The following is a 19,347-nucleotide window of genomic DNA, read 5'->3' on the forward strand; positions in this document are numbered from 1 at the left end:
ATGCGATCAAAATTGCTTTCAATTGTCATCCCTGTCTACGAAAATTGTGAGGCTCTTAAGTTAAATATCCTATCTATTTCCCAAGGCTTAGATGAATCAATTGATAATGTTGAATTTATTATTTCTGAAAATTTTTCTACTACTCATAATCGTAATCAGTTAAAACTATTTTTGGCATCTATCCCTCAGGCTCGCCTGTTTTGCCATTCATCTAATATTGGATATGCTAGAAACCTTTTTACAGCAATATCTTTAGCTGCTGGCGATTATATATTGTTACTTGGCGATGATGACAGACCCAGTCACTCTCTATTATCTTCATTGATAAGATACTTGCCGCTTAAACGTGATAAAAGTCTTCTATTCCTTCCCTTCAAGGGCTTGCAGTCCTCTTCCTCGCCTGCCAACTCATTCTCCAAGTCTTTTTCTTGGGTATCAATGCGATCTGGTTCTATGCCAGGAATTGTCATCCATAAAAAAACTCTTGACATGAAAAATGTTTCTTTGGATAATTGCATCTATCCGCAAATAGAGATGGCATTGTCGGCATTTGTTAATTTTGGACTTGACCATAAAGTACTAGATGGTGAGCTAGCTTGTGGTTCTGGTTTGGAGCTTGAATCTCGATTTGAAGATCATATGCAACGCCCTTTAGATTTTGGAGTAAATGAACGAATTTCTATTATTAAGCGTGTTGCTGCCGTTCATCACCTTAATGCACTCTCAACCTTTCGTGCTTTTTATTCAACTTATTGTTGGGCCTTTGATAAATCTCTCTTGTTACTGGCTAATCGGAGTAAGTGGACAGCTTCATATACCTTGGCGTATGTTGTTCGTTCGCCTGATTTCATAATCTTATTGCTTACTTTTTCCCTGTATTTGATACGCAAGCTTTTTTCTTTTGTTTCTAAAATTATTTCTCGGATAAAAATTTTGGCATGACGCACAATGCTTCTGCTTGCATTCACTTATGTCCCCATGTATTCAATTCATTTTTGTAGCTTCTGTGTTGTTAATTGATTGCTCTTGTTTTTTACATTTTCTCAAACCGTATGATTAATCATTTTCTCCTGCTCACATGTATGTATTCTCAATTTGTCTCTTAGCGTCAAATGCCTTCTTGTTCCAATAATGTCTCTCTTATGGAATAGCATAGTCACTGTCCTTTCGTTACCCTTTTATTAATTGAAATTTTCATTCACTTGATTTTTGTTTAGCATCTGTTTTCTGATTTGATTGTTACCTATCAAAACTTTTTTGCGGCACACTTTTAGATCAGATTTTTAGTTTTCATTATGAACACTCCTTTGCTTTTGCTGACATGGCGTAGGCCTAATACACTTAAGCAGGTCATCGAAGCAATTCGGCCAGTTGCTCCTACGAATCTGTTTGTTGCCTCTGACGGCCCTAATCTTAGTCGAGATGGGGAAGTTGATAAGGTGAATGCTACTCGCCAAGTAATTCAACAAGAGATAGACTGGACCTGTGACATAAAATTATTTTATTCCGATGTCAATCAAGGTTGTCGATTAGGTGTAAGCCGTGCCATCTCATGGTTTTTTGACCATGTTGAAGAGGGAATTATTTTGGAGGATGATTGCGTTCCCCATCCAGATTTCTTTGTCTTTTGTGAAACCTTGCTTAATTACTACCGTTCTGACACACGCATATCTTGTATTAGTGGAAATAACTTTTTTGATGGGAAATGGATTGGAGATGGTGATTACTTTTTTGGGCAAATTCCAATGTGCTGGGGGTGGGCTACTTGGAAGTCGAGATGGTGCAAATATGACTCTGACCTTCAACTTTGGCCAATTGCCAAGCGGTTGAATCTTCTACAATCTGTTTTCTCTGACTCGGCAATGTGCACATATTGGGCAGAAATTTGGGACACCCTGTACCTTCATTCTAAGCCTGATTCTTGGGCTTACAGATGGGCACTCACTTGTGTTGTCAATGGTGGTTTAACTGCCTTACCAAAGGTCAACCTAGTCTCTAATGTCGGATTTGGTGATGATGCTAGCCACACTCTTGATATTAAATGCTCTCGACCTGCTTCTAGCCTGCTATCTAGTACAATTGCACATCCACATTTTGTAATATCCAATCGTTATAACAACAAACTGATTTTTGATAATCATTTTGGCGGCAAATCGCGCCGTTTTCCTTGGAACTATGTTAGAAAAATTCGCAATTTTTTATTACGTTTATATGGGTAGCCTCGTCGTTTTCACCTCCTCGACTTTTTCTCTCGGCCTGCTATTCTTTCTCTAATTCCTTCCCTACGTATTTATTTTTACTGATGAAAGCAGTTATTCTTGCTGGTGGGCTTGGCACTCGTATCAGCGAAGAAACCCATCTTCGTCCTAAGCCTATGGTAGAGATTGGTGGTAAGCCGATCTTGTGGCATATAATGAAAATCTATAGCGCTTATGGAATTAACGAATTCGTTATTTGTTGTGGATACAAAGGTTATGTTATTAAGGAGTACTTTGCCAACTATTTTCTCCATATGAGTGACGTTACCTTTCATATGAAACTTAATTCCATGGAGGTTCACCACAAGAAGGCGGAGCCTTGGCAAGTTACATTGGTTGATACAGGTGAAACGACGATGACAGGAGGGCGTTTAAAGCGTGTAAGAGAGTACCTAGGGAATTCAAGTTTTTGTTTCACCTATGGAGACGGAGTTTCTGATATCGACATTAACGCTTTGGTTGCCCATCACAAGAATGATGGCCGTCTTGCAACCGTGACGGCAGTACAACCCCCTGGACGTTATGGGGCTCTTGAGTTCGCCGGAGATAATTTAGTAAGTGGTTTTCAGGAAAAGCCTAAAGGTGACGGTGGGATGATAAATGGTGGTTTCTTTGTATTAGAACCAGAGGTAATCGATTTTATAAATGGAGATTCAACTGTTTGGGAGCAAGAGCCTCTTAGGCAACTTGCAGAAGACCGACAACTTACCGCTTATTTGCATACAGGTTTTTGGCAACCCATGGACACTCTTCGTGATCGTAATTATCTAGATAATCTTTGGTTGCAATCAAAGGCTCCCTGGAAGGTTTGGTGATGTTGCAATCTGATTTCTGGCAAGGTAAGCGTGTCTTATTGACGGGTCATACAGGATTTAAAGGAAGTTGGTTGCTTCTTTGGTTGCAGCAGCTTGGCGCGGAAGTTTGGACATATTCACTTGAACCAGAGGGTGATTCTAGCTTGTTTTCTTCCCTTTTTGGGGATTCATTAACTTCTCAACGTTGGCATCATCGGATTGGCAATCTTTTAGATAGGCCTTCTTTAGATCGTGTTGTTCAGTTATCTCAACCAGAGGTTGTGTTTCACCTTGCTGCACAACCCCTGGTCCGACGTAGTTACCAAGATCCTGTTGGGACCTGGTCGACCAATGTTCTTGGAAGTCTCCACCTGCTGGAGTCACTTCGTCTTGTGATGCAACCATGTTCGGTCGTTATGGTCACGACCGATAAGGTTTACGAAAATCAGGAATGGTCCTACGGCTATAGGGAGAATGACCGCCTAGGTGGTCATGACCCCTATAGTGCCAGTAAGGCAGCTTCAGAAATTGCTATTTCAAGTTGGCGTTCAAGCTTTTGTGGCATTGCTCCTCATCAGACTCCCCATATCCGCGTCGCAACTGCGAGAGCGGGAAACGTAATAGGAGGAGGAGATTGGGCTTTAGACAGGATTTTTCCTGACGCTATCCGTGCACTTATGAACAACAGCCCAATCCCAGTTCGAAATCCGTCTGCAACTAGGCCTTGGCAACATGTTATTGAGCCTTTATATGGTTACCTTCGACTTGCTGAGGCACTTTCTTCCGATCGGTCTTTATTTTGTGATGCCTTTAATTTTGGTCCAAACGCATCAAGCAATCGTCCGGTAGTTGATTTGGTTACTACGATATTGAAGCACTGGCCTGGGCATTGGGAGGATCAATCTGTTGACTCTGCTCCACATGAAGCCAATCTTCTCCATCTCCAAATTGACAAGGCTTACCATCACTTAGGTTGGTTCCCACAATGGGATTTCAACACCACCTTAACTCGAACAGTTGGTTGGTATCGAGCCGTTCACGAAGGAGCAAGCCCTTTGGAATGTTGCCTTGCTGATCTTAACGCTTACACCAAACTCCTCACATCATCATGACTGACCCCCAGGCCTTGAAGCAGGAGATCCTGCGCCTTACTCGAGAGTATTCTCGTCAAGTTCACGGAGCTTTTCGTCCTGCTTCAGACTCTGAACGTGCACCTTGGATTGATGGTAGTTCCATTCCGTACGCTGGTCGAGTTTTTACTGAGGCAGAAGTAGAAGCTGCTGTAAGCAGTACACTCGATTTTTGGCTTACGTTAGGAATGGAAGGTGAGGCTTTTCAGGTAGAATTAGCTAATTTTCTAGGTGTTCGCCACAGTCTGCTTGTTAATTCAGGCTCTAGTGCAAACTTAATCGCCATTTCGACCCTTACATCTCCTAAATTACCAGATGTAAGTCGGATTATACCTGGTGACGAAGTCATCACTGTTGCGGCTGGTTTTCCGACAACGGTCTCACCGATTGTTCAAATTGGTGCCGTCCCAGTTTTTATAGATGCTGATCCAATTACAGGAAATGCTCGTTGTGATCAATTGGAGGCTGCTTATTGCCAGGGTAAAACCAAGGCGGTGATGATGGCTCATGCCTTGGGCAATCCTTTTGATTTAGCCACAACTTTGGCTTTTTGTCGTAAGTACAACCTTTGGTTAATTGAAGACAACTGTGATGCGTTGGGCAGTAGTTACTCTATGCCCCGTATACTTGCTGAGAGTTTCGGATTTAATGAGAATAGTCCTGGGTTAGATGATGGACCTGATCGAGTTATTCGTTGGACCGGTACTTGGGGTGACATCAGTACTCAAAGCTTTTACCCTCCTCATCATCTTACGATGGGTGAAGGTGGTGCCGTAAACATCGTTCGTGATCAGAAACTTAAGGTTATTGCTGAGAGTTTTCGTGACTGGGGACGAGATTGCTGGTGCCCAAGTGGTATAGATAACACGTGCAACAAGCGTTTTGCATGGCAGCTTGGTGAATTACCAGAAGGTTATGACCACAAGTACACCTATAGTCATCTTGGCTTCAATCTCAAGCCTCTTGATCCTCAGGCAGCAATAGCTCGAGTTCAGCTCAGACGCCTACCAGATTTCATTGAGGCACGTAAACATAATTGGGACATTCTGAGGCGAGGGCTCGCCAAGAATGATGATGTTCTCGAATTTGCCTTGCCTACTCACGCTACTGGTTGGGATTCTCTGGACGGTTTTTCTTGGGACGATACAGGATGCCGTACTAATTGTTCTTGGTTTGGTTTTAAGATTTCCGTCAAGAATAGTTCACCCTTTACTCGCACACAATTAGCGCAAGAATTGGATCGTAATCATATTGGCAATCGAATGCTTTTCGGTGGCAATCTTGTTAGGCAGCCGGCTTTTGTTCAGCTTAGAAAGGATCGCCCTGAGTCCCTAAGAGTAGTAGGAGATTTGGTTAACTCTGATCAAATCATGAACAATACACTCTTTTTGGGCACTTATCCCGGCCTTACGCCTTCAATGCTAAATACTGAAATCAATGTTATCAGTCGTTTCTGTTCCAGCAAGTGAATATTCTTCTTACCGGGGGAACCGGTTTTATTGGTTCTCATTTTCTTAATCAGGCACTCAATGCATGTCATTATGTACGTGCTCTGAGACGCAGTGAGAATAGTTCGCCTCGTATCAAGCTATTACAGCAACCTGAGTGGCTGAATTGTCAGCTCAATACTGTTACAGCTGCGCAATTGCAAGGCTGTGATGTATTGGTTCATCTTTCAGCACATTCAGTCCAGTATCCTTTCGACTCTCTTGCCGAATGCTTGCATTGGAATCTAATAGCTGTTTTACAACTCTTTGATCAAGCCCGTAAGGCTGGCATCCGCCATTTTGTCGTGGCAGGCAGTTGTTTTGAATATGGAAAAAGTGGAGAACGTTACGAGGTCATTCCATCTGATGCACCATTAGAACCTACCAGCAGTTATGCAGTTTCGAAAGCATCTGCTACCCTAGCTTTAACTCAATGGGCCAATGAGCATCACGTTAATTTAGATATACTGAGGATCTTTCACGTCTATGGAGAAGGAGAATCCACTTCTCGTTTTTGGCCCTCAATGAGAAGGGCTGCTCTTGCTGGTGACGACTTTGCGATGACTGCAGGTGAGCAAATTCGTGATTTTATTCGTGTCGAGGATGTGGCTAATACTTTCTTACTATGGGCTACTGATTCAATATTAAAGAATTCTGGTTCAAACATCTACAATCTTGGCTCTGGGAACCCTACTTCTCTGGCATCATTTGCAACCCAGTATTGGAATAGGTGGAATGCTGCTGGTAATCTGCTGCTAGGTTCCCTCAATTATCGACGTAATGAATGCATGAGACTTGTACCAGGTCCAAATTTAATTAATGTCATTAACTGTGTCTGATATGCACACTCGCGCAAAATATCTAATTTCAGGAATTGGGCCTGGTTCTTCGTCTGGTGTTGGCAGGTTGATGCAATTTCTTGTTCCCGAATATATCTCAAACGGCTTTGTGGTTCTTAATCCTAGCCCTCAGAAATCATTGCGTACTTACTTATCGAGCAAACAATACATTCAGCTTTCTTATGAGTTGGTTATCAGGTTTTTTGACTATATTCTCTTTGTTTTTCGTTGTCTTGCAGTTTTCCGTAGGGATATTCTGCTTCTCCATCCACAGACTATTGGTTACCCTCTCTTCATTTATCTGGTTTTATTCAATAATCCTACCGTCTACTTGATGGATAATTCATTTTTCTGCATCCGCTCTTACAATTATCATCCCATTAGAAAGACCGAATGTCTTGATTGCCTTCAGTCTTTTAAACCTGACTCTTCATGCTTCCCGTTCCCCAATAGGACTCCCCGTTGGTTGAATATTGCTTATCTTCAGATTTTTAAACTCCTTTCTTTTAGAATTCACTTCCAAGCTCAAACCAAACTTCAGGCTGAATTAGTCTGTACCCATTTTGGTAAATCATCATCTGTTTCAGTAGTCGGCCTTCCCTACGTTGAGGAAATCTTCAGACAGCCTCCTCCTCAATATTTAGTTGGTCAGACAGAATCTTTCGACATTGTTTTTCATGGTGCAAGTACTGGACCTAAAGGCTTTTTCTATGCCATTGAGCTTGCAGAGTACTTACCTAATATCAAATTTCTAATTCCTGACCATGCCTCAAATGTGCGCCACCTTACTAATTCTGAGCCACCTCCAAATGTCAGCTGTATTCCAATGACATGGGAGACCGGACTTAAAAATTATGTAGCATCAGCTAAGTTGGTATTGCATCCTAGTCTTTGGTCTGCACCTATTGAGGGAGCTTTAATTAAGAGCTCGGCATTAAACCCAAATATTGCAACTGTTATTTCTTCTTACGGGTATGAGTCCGAGATAAGCACTATCGTAAACCATATTAGATTATCTCGAGATGTATTTACTGCTTCAAGGCAGCTATCAGCTTACTTCTCTTGATTAGCCACATGTTTGTATTCCTCCTTTTTGCTGCGATCTTCTTCCCCTCTCTAGACTTCTTCCCTTTATCTGTTAAAATCTTTCCACTTCTTTCGCTTTTGTATGTTACAGTAACGATCTACAATTTCAATAAATTAAAGTTTTCTAGTTGTAACGTTATTCTTTACCCCGTAGTGTTGCTTCTTGCATTAGGGCAATTTATAGTTGCTACACCTCAGTACCTTTCTCCGCTTCTTTCTTGCATTGTCTATTGCATTGTTTTTAGCTATATAGATTCTTCGGGCTTTAAGCTTAGCTATTTAGGTTTTAGGTCTATTTGTATTAGGTACCGCTATATCTTCTTGCTTCTTTCGTTGGTTGCCTATTTTAGTATTGCTCTCAATTATTTCTCGATACCATTTCCATACGTTAAGGTTTCTTCGGTTTCTTCAGGTTATCTTCAAGCGTCGTACCGTTTACCTGGCTTTTTGGGCCTCATTGGTTCCTCAGGATCAATTGCTTACGCTTCCTTTTTTTTATTAAGTCTAATCCCGGTTTTTCTAATTGGCAAACGATGGTTTTTGTGTAGTATACCATTTTTCCTGCTTTCTATCTTGTCGGGGAGTTCGGGCTTGGTGATAATTCTTGCTTTCTTCGTGTCTTATTTCTTTCTTTCTCTGTCCCTTTCCAATTTTCGATTTCCTAGGAGAGCGCTCAAAAATTCTCTTTTAATATTTATATTTTCTTCTGCCTTCTTCTTCTCTTTTTATATCCTTATCTTTCTCTTGACCGGTCGTTATTATGGCTTGGTCTATATATCAAATCTTTTTCAAGGGGTCGATCTGACCACTCAAAACACTTCGGGTTACTTGTTCGGCCTGCTTTCTGATCTTCCAGTTTATATCTATTCTGCATTGTCAACTATATCGGCTTCAGATTTAACTTTTTCTTTGGGTATGCAAACTTACGAGACTCTGCCTTCTGGCACTGACTCTGGAATACCCAATCTTTTGCTTCTCTTTGGCCTGCCTGCTACGCTTTTGTGGATTCTGTTTATTATTTATGTTTCACTTGTCTCGTTTGTGAAGCTTTTCGATTCATTGCGACGTTCACATTATTCCAACTTCTTGTCTTCCCTTTCGGTTGGCTGTTCCGTCGGTATGTTGTATCTCTTGTACAAGGAACCTTTTTTTGTCAATACACCAGCGATTCTCCCTTTGTACTTGTTGTCATTGATGCTTCCTGCTGATTGTTCTTTGGCTAGAAGGTCTGACGCTGCTTGAACTCCCTTTCGAGCTGAGCTTTTTTCTTGTCAGGCCTCATCGTTAAATGGGGCCTCCTGAATGAGGCCAGATCCATTGCAGCGCAGTCAACTCAGTAGTTTTTGACGCTAAAATGTGCGAAAGCGAGCCGATTTGAGCCCAAAAGCGGTCCGGAGTTTTCCACATGTACCGGCGTGAGCATCGTCATCAGCTCTCGTTCGAGGACTTCTTCCTGCCGTTCGGCGGCAAACTCTCTGGTGACAATCGCTGGATCAAGCTGGCTGGGCTCATTCCGTGGGATGAACTGGAGGATGACTACGCGCCCCAGTTCTGCAAGGGCTTTGGTTGGAGCACCGGCAAAACCCTTTCGCATGGCACTCGGCGCCTTGATCATCAAGGCCGGGCGATGCAGGTCTGCTCCAGAGCCGTCGTTGTGGCCATGGACGTGAACGCTGATGGCCGCAGGGAGTTGCTCGGTCTCAAAGTGGGCGACAGCAAGAGCGAAGCCTTTTGGAGCGAGTTCATTGGCTCGCTGAAAGAGCGCGGCCTCACTGGCGTCAAGCTGGTGATCAGCGATGCGCACAAGGGCCTCACCAACGCCATCCGGCGGATGCTGCAGGGCAGCAGCTGGCAGCGCTGCCGTGTGCACTTTGCCCGGAATCTGCTGCAGCGTGTACCCAAAGCCCATCAGGGCATGGTGACCGCTGCGCTGCGCTCGGTGTTCGCCCAGGAGGAGGCCTCTGAGATCGAGGCCCGCTGGGATGACCTTGCCAGCTCCCTGGCCGAGCGCTTCCCCAAGGCCGCCGAGCTGATGCTTGAGGCCAGAGAAGACGTGCTGGCGTTCCGTCACTTCCCTCGTCCCCACTGGGAAAAGCCTGGAGCACCAACTTGCTCGAGCGCGTCAACGAGGAGATCAAACGCCGCACTCGCGTGGTGGGGATCTTCCCCAATGACGCCGCCATCACCCGCCTGGTGGGAGCGGTGCTGCTGGAGCAGGACGAGCACTGGCAGCTCGAGGGCCGGCGCATGTTCTCAGCTGAAAGCATGGCCGAGATCCCGGCGCTGGATCAGCTCCCGACTCAGCCCTCGTTGCAAGAATCCACGGCCTGAACAGACAACCAGCCCAGGCCCCAGCTGAGCGGTGGAGCTGCGCCCCCACAGGGCGCAGCGGCGCTGCTCAGCGCACGGGGGCCGGCACACACGTCAGCTGCAGAGAAGCAGGCGTAGCCAACAACCACAAACCAATCCAGGCGAACGACTTGACATGTTAATCGTCTGGATTCGTCGTGAAACAACGAGGCACATTTTCGCCTCACGAATGATAGCCCGTCTTTCATCACTGTTCAACCTCAGATCAGTGCAATCGGGCCTCGGGTTTTACACCACGGAAAGGGACGCGGCCCAATCGCTCGCTTGCAATGTTGAGTTCGGAGCCAAGATCTTAATCTCGGTCACCGGTGAGGGATTCACCTTCCTCGATCGGCTTAGTTACGACCCCTACAACGAAGGAGAAGACCTCAAGGCTCAAGCGATAGCCTATCGGCGCCGCCATGGTCACTATCCGAAGGTGATTTGTGCCGACCAGATCTACCGGACAAGATCAAACCGTGCATCCTGTCAGCGTCACGGAATCCGCTTGAGCGGCCCCCGTCTGGGACGGCCGAAGAACGATCTTGAGTTGGTGGCCGCCGAGAAGCAGCAGTTCATCGATGACCAGCGCCAAAGGAATGCCGTTGAAGGCAAAATCGGACAAGGCAAAAGGCGTTTTGGACTGGGCCTGATTCGTGAGAAGCTCCCTGCGACACAGGGTTCAACCATCGCACTGAATGTTCTGGTGATGAACCTGGAGAAGCTGCTGGAGCTTCTTTTTGTCTTTTTTGCGTACTGGCTCCAGCTTCTCCTCGGCAAGGAACCAGGAACGGGTTCACGTTTCGCACATCTGAGTAATCAGGTGGCCCCCGCATGAACTACAAGGCTCCAAGCCATTCGAGCTCAGGTCTTTGACGGATTGGGCTCGTGCTCACTTTCTCAGGAAACCCTAAATGCTGATCTGAGGCGGGCTTGCGTTCATCGCCTCTTCCCACTCGTCAGTATGTGCAGTGCTGATGGTCTTGAATTCATTGCTTGATTCGCCATTGGGGCGATCAGTGGGCGCAAGACACTCTGAAACATTCCTGCGTAACACGCGATCGATCATATCCTTCCGGTTTAAGAAAACTTCTCACCGTCCTGATCTGAACCCGATCAGCGTCCCAGCAAGTGTAAATCGGGGGGCGCTACCTTCCATTGCTCCAGCACCGCCTCCTTGCTCTGCTGTGCGAGTATCCAGCGCAGGGCAGCGGTGACCATCTCCTGGTGAGCTTTGGGCACGGTCTGGAACAGGTTTCTGGCGAAATGGACGCTGCAGCGCTGCCAGAAGCTGCCCTACAGCATCCGCCGAATGGCGTTGGTGAGCCCTTTGTGGACATCGCTGTTCACGAGCTTGACGCCACTGAGGCCGCGCTCTTTGGGCGAACCGATGAACTCGCTCCAGAAGAGCTCGCTCTTGCTGTCGCCCACTTTGAGACCGAGCAACTCCCTGCGGCCATCAGCGTTCACGTCCATGGCCACAACGACGGCTCTGGAGCAGACTGCATTATTTCGCGGCCAGCCGGCCGGCTGAGGAACGCCTGCACCTGCAGGTCGATCACAGCGCAGATGCAGCTCACCTGGGATTTGGAGATCCCGGCGGGTTGAACGCCGGCGAAATAGGCCTCTATCACGACGGCGTGGAGGGCCTGAACCACGTGCCGGCGGGGCTCGAGGATCGAGGGCAGCAAACTGCCGCTGCGCAGTTTGGGGGTTCGAAATCGTTGTCGCCCACCTGAGTGGTGAGCAGCCGAGGCCGGTGGCCGTTGCGTTGGCCGAAGCGCTCCTCGCGGCGCTCTTAGCGCTCAGCACCGAGCACAGCAGCGATCTTCAGCTCGATCACCTGCTGCAGGCCATGGCGCATCAGCTCAGGGATCAGCTCCCCGGCGCTGTAATCATCCATTAGCGGTGCCAAATCCGCTGCGGCACTATGACTCTTCAGCATGCTTCGTCTGGTTGAGGTAGGACTCAAACCAGGGTCACGGGCTTACCCACCCCCTGCAACGACGGCAGCTGAGCTGAGTACCTGAGCTGCGCGCTCAACCCCGGCTCACCCCGGGTTGAGATCCCCAGAGATTTTCACTACTCCCGGGGACGCTGGTTATCGCTTTCCATTCCACCTGAATGGTAATTCTGGAGTCACACCTTCCCTGAAAGTCACCGCCACTGACCTTTCAGATAGCTGCGGAATTTTGTTCGAGTAGCGTAGTGCGATCTCCTTGTTGGGCCTAATCCCACTTTTTCGTCTCAGAGTTCTCTTCTTTTTTGACGTTACATCCAGTCCTTACCCATGTTTTCTGACTTCTGAATTATGAAACAGCTTTTTCAATTACTTGACACAGGTTCCAGCGATCTACGTTGTCTTCCTTCGCCTGTGGCTTCCCGAGGCCAGTTACTGGTCCGCAGTGCCTGTTCGCTGGTCTCTGCTGGTACAGAACGAATGATTGTTGACTTCGGTAAGGCTAATTGGATCGATAGGGCTCGCCAGCAACCAGAGAAGGTGCAGCAGGTGTTGGATAAAGCCCGCACCGATGGTCTTCTCACTACATTCGATGCGGTTCGCTACAAGCTCGATCAGCCCCTGCCCCTTGGCTACTGCAACGTAGGTACTGTGGTGGCAGTGGGCGAAGGAGTTTCAGGCTTCCAGGTAGGTGATCGTGTGTCCTCCAACGGCCCCCATGCCGAATTGGTGGCCGTACCCCAGCATCTTTGCGCTCCCATCCCCCCTGATGTGAGCGATGAGGCCGCCGCCTTCACGGTGCTGGCTTCCATTGGTCTCCAGGGTATTCGCCTCGCTAATCCAACCCTGGGAGAAACCTTTGTGGTGAGTGGTCTTGGCCTGATCGGCCTGCTCACCGCCCAGCTCCTTGCTGCTCAGGGTTGCCGTGTGCTGGGCCTTGACCCCGATTCCTCCAAATGCGCCCTCGCAGAAAAGCTAGGTATTGTCTCTTTTCATCTTACCAGCGGCGCGGATCCGGTGGCCTGGTGTCTGGAGTACACATCTGGAGTCGGTGCGGATGGGGTGTTGATCACTGCTGCCACCCCTTCCAGTGAGCCGGTGCACGTGGCCGCCAAAGCCTGCCGCCAGCGCGGACGCATTGTTTTGGTCGGCGTCACTGGCCTCGAACTTCGCCGCGATCTCTTTTACAAAAAGGAGCTCTCCTTCCAAGTGAGCTGCTCCTACGGCCCTGGCCGCTACGACCCGGTCTATGAGCAGCATGGCCACGACTACCCGATCGGCTTTGTGCGCTGGACCGAACAGCGCAACTTCCAGGCCGTCCTTCACGCGATGGCCACTGGTTCTCTGCACACCAAGGCGCTGATTTCCCATCGCTTCCCGATCGATCAGGCATCCGACGCCTATGAGCTGCTCAGTAGCTCTGAGCCTTCACTCGGAATTCTGCTGCGCTACCCCCAAACAGCTGACCCTGAGCAGCGGGTGATTCAGCTCCCTGTAACTGCTGAATCGGTGGCCGCCAGCCAACCGCTGCTCAGCGTGATCGGTGCCGGCAACTACGCCAGCCGGATACTCATCCCAGCTTTTGCGAAGGTCGGCGGGCGCTTTCACACCCTGGCCGCTTCCTCCGGAATCGGCCCGGTGCATGTGGGCCGCAAATTCGGCTTCTACCAAGCAAGCACAGATATTGCAGCTCTACTTGCCGATCCCATTGCCAACAGCGTGGTGATTGCCACCCGCCACGACAGTCATGCTTCTCTAGTACAACTGGCTCTCGATGCTGGCAAGCACGTGTTTGTGGAGAAGCCGCTCTGTCTTACGGCTGATGAGCTCTCTGCGGTCGAAGCCGCTCACTCAGGCAATGCGTTGCTGATGGTGGGCTTCAATCGCCGCTTTGCTCCCCTTTTGATCGAGCTTCAGCAGCATTTGTCCCGCCTCAGTGGCCCCAAGGCTTTCGTTTACACCTGCAATGCCGGCGCCCTTCCCGGCGACCATTGGACTCAAGATCCAGCTGCAGGAGGTGGGCGGCTGCTGGGCGAGGCTTGCCATTTCGTAGACCTGCTGCGCTTTTTGGCAGCTAGCCCCATCGAAGACCTGCAGTTGATCAACGCCGCTGATTGCAAACCCTGCCCCGACACCTTCTCGATGCAGCTCCGTTTCGCTGACGGATCGATTGGCACCGTGCACTACTTCGCCAACGGCAGCAAGGCCTTCCCCAAGGAGAGACTCGAAGTGTTTGCTGATGGCAAGGTGCTGCAGCTCGACAACTTCCGCAAACTCAAGGCTTGGGGCATCCTTGGCTTGCGAACCCGCCGACTCCTGTCGCAAGACAAAGGCCAGGAGGCCTGTTGTAAGGCTTTTCTTAAAGCGATTGAAACTGGTGGCTCACCGCCGATTCCAGTTGAAGAGATCTTTGAAGTGCAGCGATGGCTGCTGCGGGCGGTGAACCGATGACGACGTGCTGCATCCTCGGCCTCGGCTACATCGGATTGCCCACAGCTGCCGTGCTTGCCCGCGCCGGCCATCGCGTGATCGGCGTTGATGTGAACGCTCAGGTGGTCGCCACCGTGAACCAGGGCCATATTCATATTGTGGAGCCCGATCTTGATCAGGCCGTGGCCGACGCAGTGGCCTGCGGTGCTCTCAGCGCCCAGCTCACCCCGGCCACTGCGGATGTGTTCCTGATCGCCGTGCCCACCCCATTCCGCAGTGGTGTGGATGGCATCCCCCAACCCAACATCGACTATGTGCTGACCGCAGCCCGCGCGATTGCACCGGTGCTGCAGCCCGGCGATCTGGTGCTGCTCGAATCCACCTCGCCAGTGGGTACCACCGAGCAGGTCGCCCAGGTGATCGCAGAGCTTTCTGGGGTGAATCCCGATCAGCTGCACATCGCTTACTGTCCCGAGCGGGTGTTGCCTGGCCGGATCCTGAAGGAATTGGTTGGCAACGATCGTGTGATCGGTGGACTCACCCCCGCCGCGGCAGAAGCCGGCAAGGCCTTTTATGCCACCTTCTGCCAGGGCGATTTACTCACCACCACCGCTCGGACAGCTGAGCTAGTGAAGCTCACCGAAAACAGCTTTCGCGATGTCAACATCGCCTTCGCCAATGAGCTCTCGCTGGTGTGTGATCGACTTGGCATCAAAGTGCGCGAGCTGATCCGCCTCGCCAATCACCACCCCCGTGTGAATGTGCTGCAACCCGGCTGCGGTGTGGGTGGCCATTGCATCGCCGTCGATCCCTGGTTCATTGCTGCAGAAGCTCCCGACTGCACTCCCCTGATCCAAACGGCCCGCCGCGTGAACGACGGAAAGAGCCGCTGGGTGATTGAGCAGGTTCAGGCTCGTGCTGAGGCCTTGGAAGACCAGCTTGGCCGACCTGCCCGCATCGGCTGCTTGGGCCTGGCCTTCAAGCCTAATGTGGATGACCTGCGTGAGTCCCCCGCTCTGCACATCACCACTGAGCTGTTGGTGGCCGGCCTGGATGTGCTCGCCTGCGAACCCAACCTGCACGACCACCCCACCATCAAGCTCCATAGCCTCGAGCAGGTGCTCGCCGACGCAGATCTGCTTGTTTTCCTCGTGTCCCATAGTCCCTTCCGCAACCTGAATCTCGCTGGCCGCACCGTGTTTGACCTCTGCGGCGTGACTGAGCAGGCGTGAAGGTTCTCTCCCAGCTCCGCACCAGCAAGCAGCTGGGCTGGCGTAATTGTGCGGCAGTTGCCGTTCATCGAGTAGCGCTGCAGGCTGGCCTCTACGAGCGCCAGTTTCCCATAAGGCCGTGCCCCATCCCTGAGCCTCTTAACGGCCAGCCCCAACCGGCTCCGTTATCTGCCGATGGCTGTCTTGCTGCGGCCGATGCTCTGCTGGCAGGCACGGCCACCTGGTTCAGCCATGAGAGCCATGCCGCTGGCTCTCCGCCCGATTGGTTCCTCGATCCCGCCTCGGGTCAGCGCTTTCCGGGTGGCGCGCAGCATTGGAGTCGCTGCCGGCCCTTTGCCGGCGCCGACATCAAGCGCTGTTGGGAGCTATCCCGCTGGGGCTGGGCGCCGCTGCTGATCCGCGCCTGGCGCTTTAGCGGCGACCACTGTTACCGCGATGCTCTTAACAGTTGGTGCCAGAGCTGGTGCCATGCCCACCCAGTGAATAGCGGCAGCAACTGGCTCTGCGGCCAGGAGGTTTCCATGCGCCTGCTCCATGCCCTGCAGGCCTGGCAGCTTGCTGATGCCCCCGCCCAGCTGCCTGATCCCAGTCCCCAGCGGGCGGCTTTTGTGGCAGCGCATCTGCAGCGCATCGCCACCACCGAGCGCTACGCGCAAGCGCAAGACAACAACCATTGGACCTCAGAATCCGCAGCCCTGTTCATCGGCGGCAGTTGGCTCGCCGCTTCCGCCAGCGCCCATGCCCCGGCTGGCCGTCGCTGGGCCGCTGATGGCCTCCGCGCCCTGGAGCGCAGCGTGGCTCGGCTGGTGATGCCCGATGGCTCTTTTGCGCAGCACTCGCTCACTTATCACCGCCTGCTGCTCGACACCCTCGCCCAGGTGGAGCTCTGGCGTCGTTGGCTCGATCTGCCTCGCTTCTCGGGGCGCTTTCAGGAGCGCTGCCGTAAGGCCACCCATTGGTTTGCTGCGCTGCTGGATCCCTGCAGCGGTGATGGCCCCAACCTCGGCAGTAACGACGGTGCCTTTTGCTACCAGCTGCACAGCCAGCCCTACCGCGATTTCCGGCCCACCCTGCAGCTGGCCTCGGTGCTGTTGACAGGTCAGCCTGCCTTGGCGCCGGGCCCCTGGGATGAGCCGCTCCACTGGCTTGGGCTGATCAGTCCGACAGCAGAGGGGCTCGAGGATGCATCACCTCAAGCGCCGGAGACCGCTTTGCCCAAGCCCCCACCAGCAGTTGAGCTTTTTGCCGATGGCGGCTATGGTCTGCTGCGTCCCAGCAGCACCAGCTGGGCTTTGCTTCGTTTGCCTGTCTACCGTTTCCGGCCGGCCCATGCCGATCCTCTGCATCTGGATCTCTGGCACCAGGGCGTGAACCTGCTGCGCGATGGCGGCAGCTACGGCTACAATGCCGATGCTGTCGACCTGGCCTACTTCCCAGGCATCTCCAGCCACAACTCCGTGCAGTTCGATGGCGTCGAGCCCATGCCCCGCCTTGGTCGCTTCCTCTGGGGCAACTGGCTTCAGCTGGAATCACCGCCGCAGGTGGAGACGGGCAAAGCCATCTCGTCGATTACAGCGGCCTACCGCTGCCCCCACGGCCGCCATCAGCGCCGGGTAGAGGCCGATTCCAGTCGACTGCTCTGGACGATCATCGACCACTGCGCCGCGTTTAGTGATCGTCTGGTGCTGCGCTGGCGCCTCTGCCCCGCCGATTGGCAGCTGTGTATTGATGGTGCATCAGCTCAGCTTTTCAGCTTCTATGCCCAGATCAGCGTGGAGTGCAATCAGCCGATAAAGCGACTGGAACTTGTGGAGGGCTGGGAGTCGCATTTCTATGCACAGAAAACACACCTTCCGGTGTTGGAACTTGAAGTGGCTGCTGCATCAACCCCCGTTTTGATCACCACCTACATCGCCCTACCACCGCAGCCGTGAAGGTTCTCTATTACCACCAGTACTTCTCTACGCCTGCGGGTTCCAACGGGACCCGTTCTTATGAATTTGCACGCGATCTCGTACGTCATGGTCATCAGGTCACCATGGTTTGTTTGCGGACAGACCGTTCAGTGACTGGCCTGACAGGGGATAGCCGTAATGGTCGCCGCCATGGCTTTGTCGATGGCATCGAGGTGATCGAGTTCGATTTGCCTTACACCAATCACGCTGGCCTGTTGGAACGCGCCCTGGTGTTTCTGCGCTACAGCTGGCAAAGCCTGCTGCTGGCGCTGGGCTCCGATGCCGATCTGATCTTCGCCACCACCACCCCGCTCACAGCGGGCATTCCTGGAATCGCCACCCGCTGGTTGCGGGGGATTCCCTTCGTGTTTGAGGTGCGCGATCTTTGGCCCGAGCTGCCCCGTGCCATGGGGGTGGTGCGTAATCCTCTAGTGCTCCGAGCTCTCTCCGTTCTGGAGTGGTGCAGTTATCACTCGGCAGATGCCTGCATTGGCCTGGCCCCCGGCATCTGTGAGGGCATTGCCGATCGGGGCATCCCCCCCAGCCGCATAACCAGCATTCCCAATGCCTGTGATCTTGAGTTATTTCAACCGCTTGACTCACACCAGTTTAAGCAGCCAGAGCTAATCCGCGACTTGGTTTCATCCATACCAGCAGGATCTTTTGTTGCGGCCTTTACGGGCACTCATGGTCTGGCCAATGGCCTTGATGCAATCCTCGATGCAGCCACCGAATTGCAGCTGAGAGGACGCCATGACATTCGACTACTCTTCATCGGCGATGGCCGTTGCAAGCCCTTACTCGAGCAGCGTACGCAGGCTGAAGGCTTAGTCAACTGTAATTTCATGTCGCCGATTCCCAAATTCCAACTGGCCCAGATCTTGAGGCAGTCGGTGCATGTGGGTCTAATGGTGCTTGAAGATGTACCGGCCTTTTATCGTGGCACCTCACCTAACAAGTTTTTTGACTACCTCGCATGCGGATTGCCAGTTGTGAACAATTACCCTGGCTGGTTGGCCGAACTCATTGATGAATATCAATTAGGGATTACAGTTCCTCCACGGAATCCTATAGCCTTTGCAGAATCTTTGATAAGTTTAGCGGATTATCCAGATCGGCGAGAGTTTATGGCTGCCAACGCGCGCCGCCTCGCTGAATCCCATTTCTCTCGTGCGGTGTTGGCTGGTCAGTGGCGTCACGTTTTGACTTCTATAGCAGTTCGCAATAGTCGGCGAACTAGGAGTCACCCGCTCATAGGCTTGCGCAAAGTACTCCAAAGACGCTTCTAGATGTGTATTCTCACTAGGCTATTCTGCTGTCAAAGAGATGTGAGGTCGTCATCTTCCGGGTTTTACCTCCGACCCACAGACTCCAGACCCCATGCATATCTACTCGAAGGATTCGGTTGGCGCCCTGGTGGAGACGTTGTGGCCAGCCCTCATACATCACCAACTGTATCTGCATGCCTACACGATGGCTGGGAGGCTGAATTCAATCTGGTCCGCTTCCTTTGGAGGTACTTTCATGTAAGGCCACATAGCTCTATAGGAGTCAAAACTCCCCAAGAGGTTCATGCTGAAACTGACCCTGTTCTTCTCGCTTAAACAAACGTTATCATGGGACAGAATTGTTCAACAAAAGCTTCCTACGCCACTCCTCTCATTTCCTCCCCTTGTTCGTTTGATTGCATTTCGATACATCCTCTAAAACACGACTTGCAGCTCAATGAATAAGCCATCAATTGCTGTTGTTATTCCTACGCACGGTCGGTTGCATCAGACGAGAAAACTTGTTTCTTCAATCTTGTTTCAGACAATTCAACCTGCT

At 51.0% G+C, this 19,347-nt stretch carries 14 protein-coding genes and 4 pseudogenes; 15 read left to right on the forward strand and 3 right to left on the reverse strand.

The window, feature by feature from the left end; translation table 11 throughout:
* Positions 1-12: 12 nt before the first annotated feature.
* The 11 genes and pseudogenes from H0O21_RS04730 to H0O21_RS04780 form a co-directional block, all read left to right on the forward strand.
* Positions 13-942: a glycosyltransferase family 2 protein gene (locus tag H0O21_RS04730; RefSeq protein WP_185190583.1), complete on the forward strand. Its 930-nt coding sequence runs from the start codon at positions 13-15 to the stop codon at positions 940-942.
* 353 nt (positions 943-1,295) lie between these two features.
* Entirely contained in the window at positions 1,296-2,219 is a 924-nt protein-coding gene (locus H0O21_RS04735) for a glycosyltransferase family 2 protein (RefSeq protein ID WP_185190584.1), read from the forward strand.
* Positions 2,220-2,302: 83 nt separating this feature from the next.
* On the forward strand, positions 2,303-3,073 hold the full coding sequence (gene rfbF, locus H0O21_RS04740) for a glucose-1-phosphate cytidylyltransferase (protein WP_185190585.1): 771 nt from the start codon (positions 2,303-2,305) through the stop codon (positions 3,071-3,073).
* Positions 3,037-4,164 (forward strand): CDP-glucose 4,6-dehydratase, encoded by a 1,128-nt coding sequence (rfbG, locus tag H0O21_RS04745; RefSeq protein ID WP_255441134.1) that lies wholly within the window; start codon positions 3,037-3,039, stop codon positions 4,162-4,164. The genes rfbF and rfbG overlap by 37 nt, the downstream gene beginning before the upstream one ends.
* The gene (rfbH, locus tag H0O21_RS04750) at positions 4,161-5,651 is read left to right on the forward strand and encodes a lipopolysaccharide biosynthesis protein RfbH (protein WP_185190586.1); all 1,491 of its coding nucleotides are present in this window, start codon (positions 4,161-4,163) and stop codon (positions 5,649-5,651) included. Before rfbG ends, rfbH begins: the two co-directional genes overlap by 4 nt.
* Entirely contained in the window at positions 5,648-6,508 is an 861-nt protein-coding gene (locus H0O21_RS04755) for an NAD(P)-dependent oxidoreductase (RefSeq protein WP_185190587.1), read from the forward strand. The genes rfbH and H0O21_RS04755 overlap by 4 nt, the downstream gene beginning before the upstream one ends.
* A complete protein-coding gene (locus H0O21_RS04760) occupies positions 6,489-7,574 on the forward strand; it encodes a glycosyltransferase (RefSeq protein ID WP_185190588.1) in 1,086 nt (361 codons plus the stop codon). Before H0O21_RS04755 ends, H0O21_RS04760 begins: the two co-directional genes overlap by 20 nt.
* A gap of 353 nt (positions 7,575-7,927) precedes the next feature.
* On the forward strand, positions 7,928-8,836 hold the full coding sequence (locus H0O21_RS04765; RefSeq protein WP_185190589.1) for a hypothetical protein: 909 nt from the start codon (positions 7,928-7,930) through the stop codon (positions 8,834-8,836).
* A gap of 163 nt (positions 8,837-8,999) precedes the next feature.
* Positions 9,000-9,213: pseudogene (locus H0O21_RS04770) on the forward strand (IS5/IS1182 family transposase); the annotation flags it as partial.
* 41 nt (positions 9,214-9,254) lie between these two features.
* Positions 9,255-9,925 (forward strand): annotated as a pseudogene (locus H0O21_RS04775) (IS256 family transposase).
* 307 nt (positions 9,926-10,232) lie between these two features.
* Positions 10,233-10,718, forward strand: a pseudogene (locus H0O21_RS04780) (transposase); the annotation flags it as partial.
* Positions 10,719-11,059: 341 nt separating this feature from the next.
* Here the strand turns inward: H0O21_RS04780 and H0O21_RS13350 are convergent.
* The 3 genes and pseudogenes from H0O21_RS13350 to H0O21_RS04800 all read right to left on the reverse strand — a co-directional run bounded on the left by H0O21_RS13350 (position 11,060) and on the right by H0O21_RS04800 (position 11,888).
* Positions 11,060-11,419, reverse strand: a pseudogene (locus H0O21_RS13350) (transposase).
* The gene (locus H0O21_RS13600; protein WP_185190591.1) at positions 11,410-11,634 is read right to left on the reverse strand and encodes a transposase; all 225 of its coding nucleotides are present in this window, start codon (positions 11,632-11,634) and stop codon (positions 11,410-11,412) included. The pseudogene H0O21_RS13350 and the gene H0O21_RS13600 overlap by 10 nt, the downstream one beginning before the upstream one ends.
* A 107-nt stretch (positions 11,635-11,741) precedes the next feature.
* A complete protein-coding gene (locus H0O21_RS04800) occupies positions 11,742-11,888 on the reverse strand; it encodes a hypothetical protein (RefSeq protein ID WP_185190592.1) in 147 nt (48 codons plus the stop codon).
* A 567-nt stretch (positions 11,889-12,455) separates the two neighbouring features.
* On the opposite strand from H0O21_RS04800, the gene H0O21_RS04805 reads away from it, so the two are divergent.
* The 4 genes from H0O21_RS04805 to H0O21_RS04820 are packed head-to-tail and all read left to right on the forward strand — an operon-like array spanning position 12,456 to position 18,809.
* Positions 12,456-14,354 carry a bi-domain-containing oxidoreductase gene (locus H0O21_RS04805; protein ID WP_221625469.1) on the forward strand — a complete coding sequence of 633 codons (1,899 nt, stop codon included), beginning with the start codon at positions 12,456-12,458 and terminating at the stop codon, positions 14,352-14,354.
* Positions 14,351-15,565, forward strand: a complete 1,215-nt coding sequence (gene wecC, locus H0O21_RS04810; protein WP_185190594.1) for a UDP-N-acetyl-D-mannosamine dehydrogenase — start codon at positions 14,351-14,353, stop codon at positions 15,563-15,565. Before H0O21_RS04805 ends, wecC begins: the two co-directional genes overlap by 4 nt.
* Positions 15,562-17,499, forward strand: coding sequence for a heparinase II/III-family protein (locus H0O21_RS04815; protein ID WP_185190595.1), 1,938 nt, complete (start codon positions 15,562-15,564; stop codon positions 17,497-17,499). Before wecC ends, H0O21_RS04815 begins: the two co-directional genes overlap by 4 nt.
* Positions 17,496-18,809 carry a glycosyltransferase family 4 protein gene (locus H0O21_RS04820; RefSeq protein ID WP_185190596.1) on the forward strand — a complete coding sequence of 438 codons (1,314 nt, stop codon included), beginning with the start codon at positions 17,496-17,498 and terminating at the stop codon, positions 18,807-18,809. Before H0O21_RS04815 ends, H0O21_RS04820 begins: the two co-directional genes overlap by 4 nt.
* The last annotated feature ends 538 nt before the right edge of the window (positions 18,810-19,347 follow it).

Source organism: Synechococcus sp. HK01-R, assembly GCF_014217855.1.
GTDB lineage: Bacteria > Cyanobacteriota > Cyanobacteriia > PCC-6307 > Cyanobiaceae > Synechococcus_C.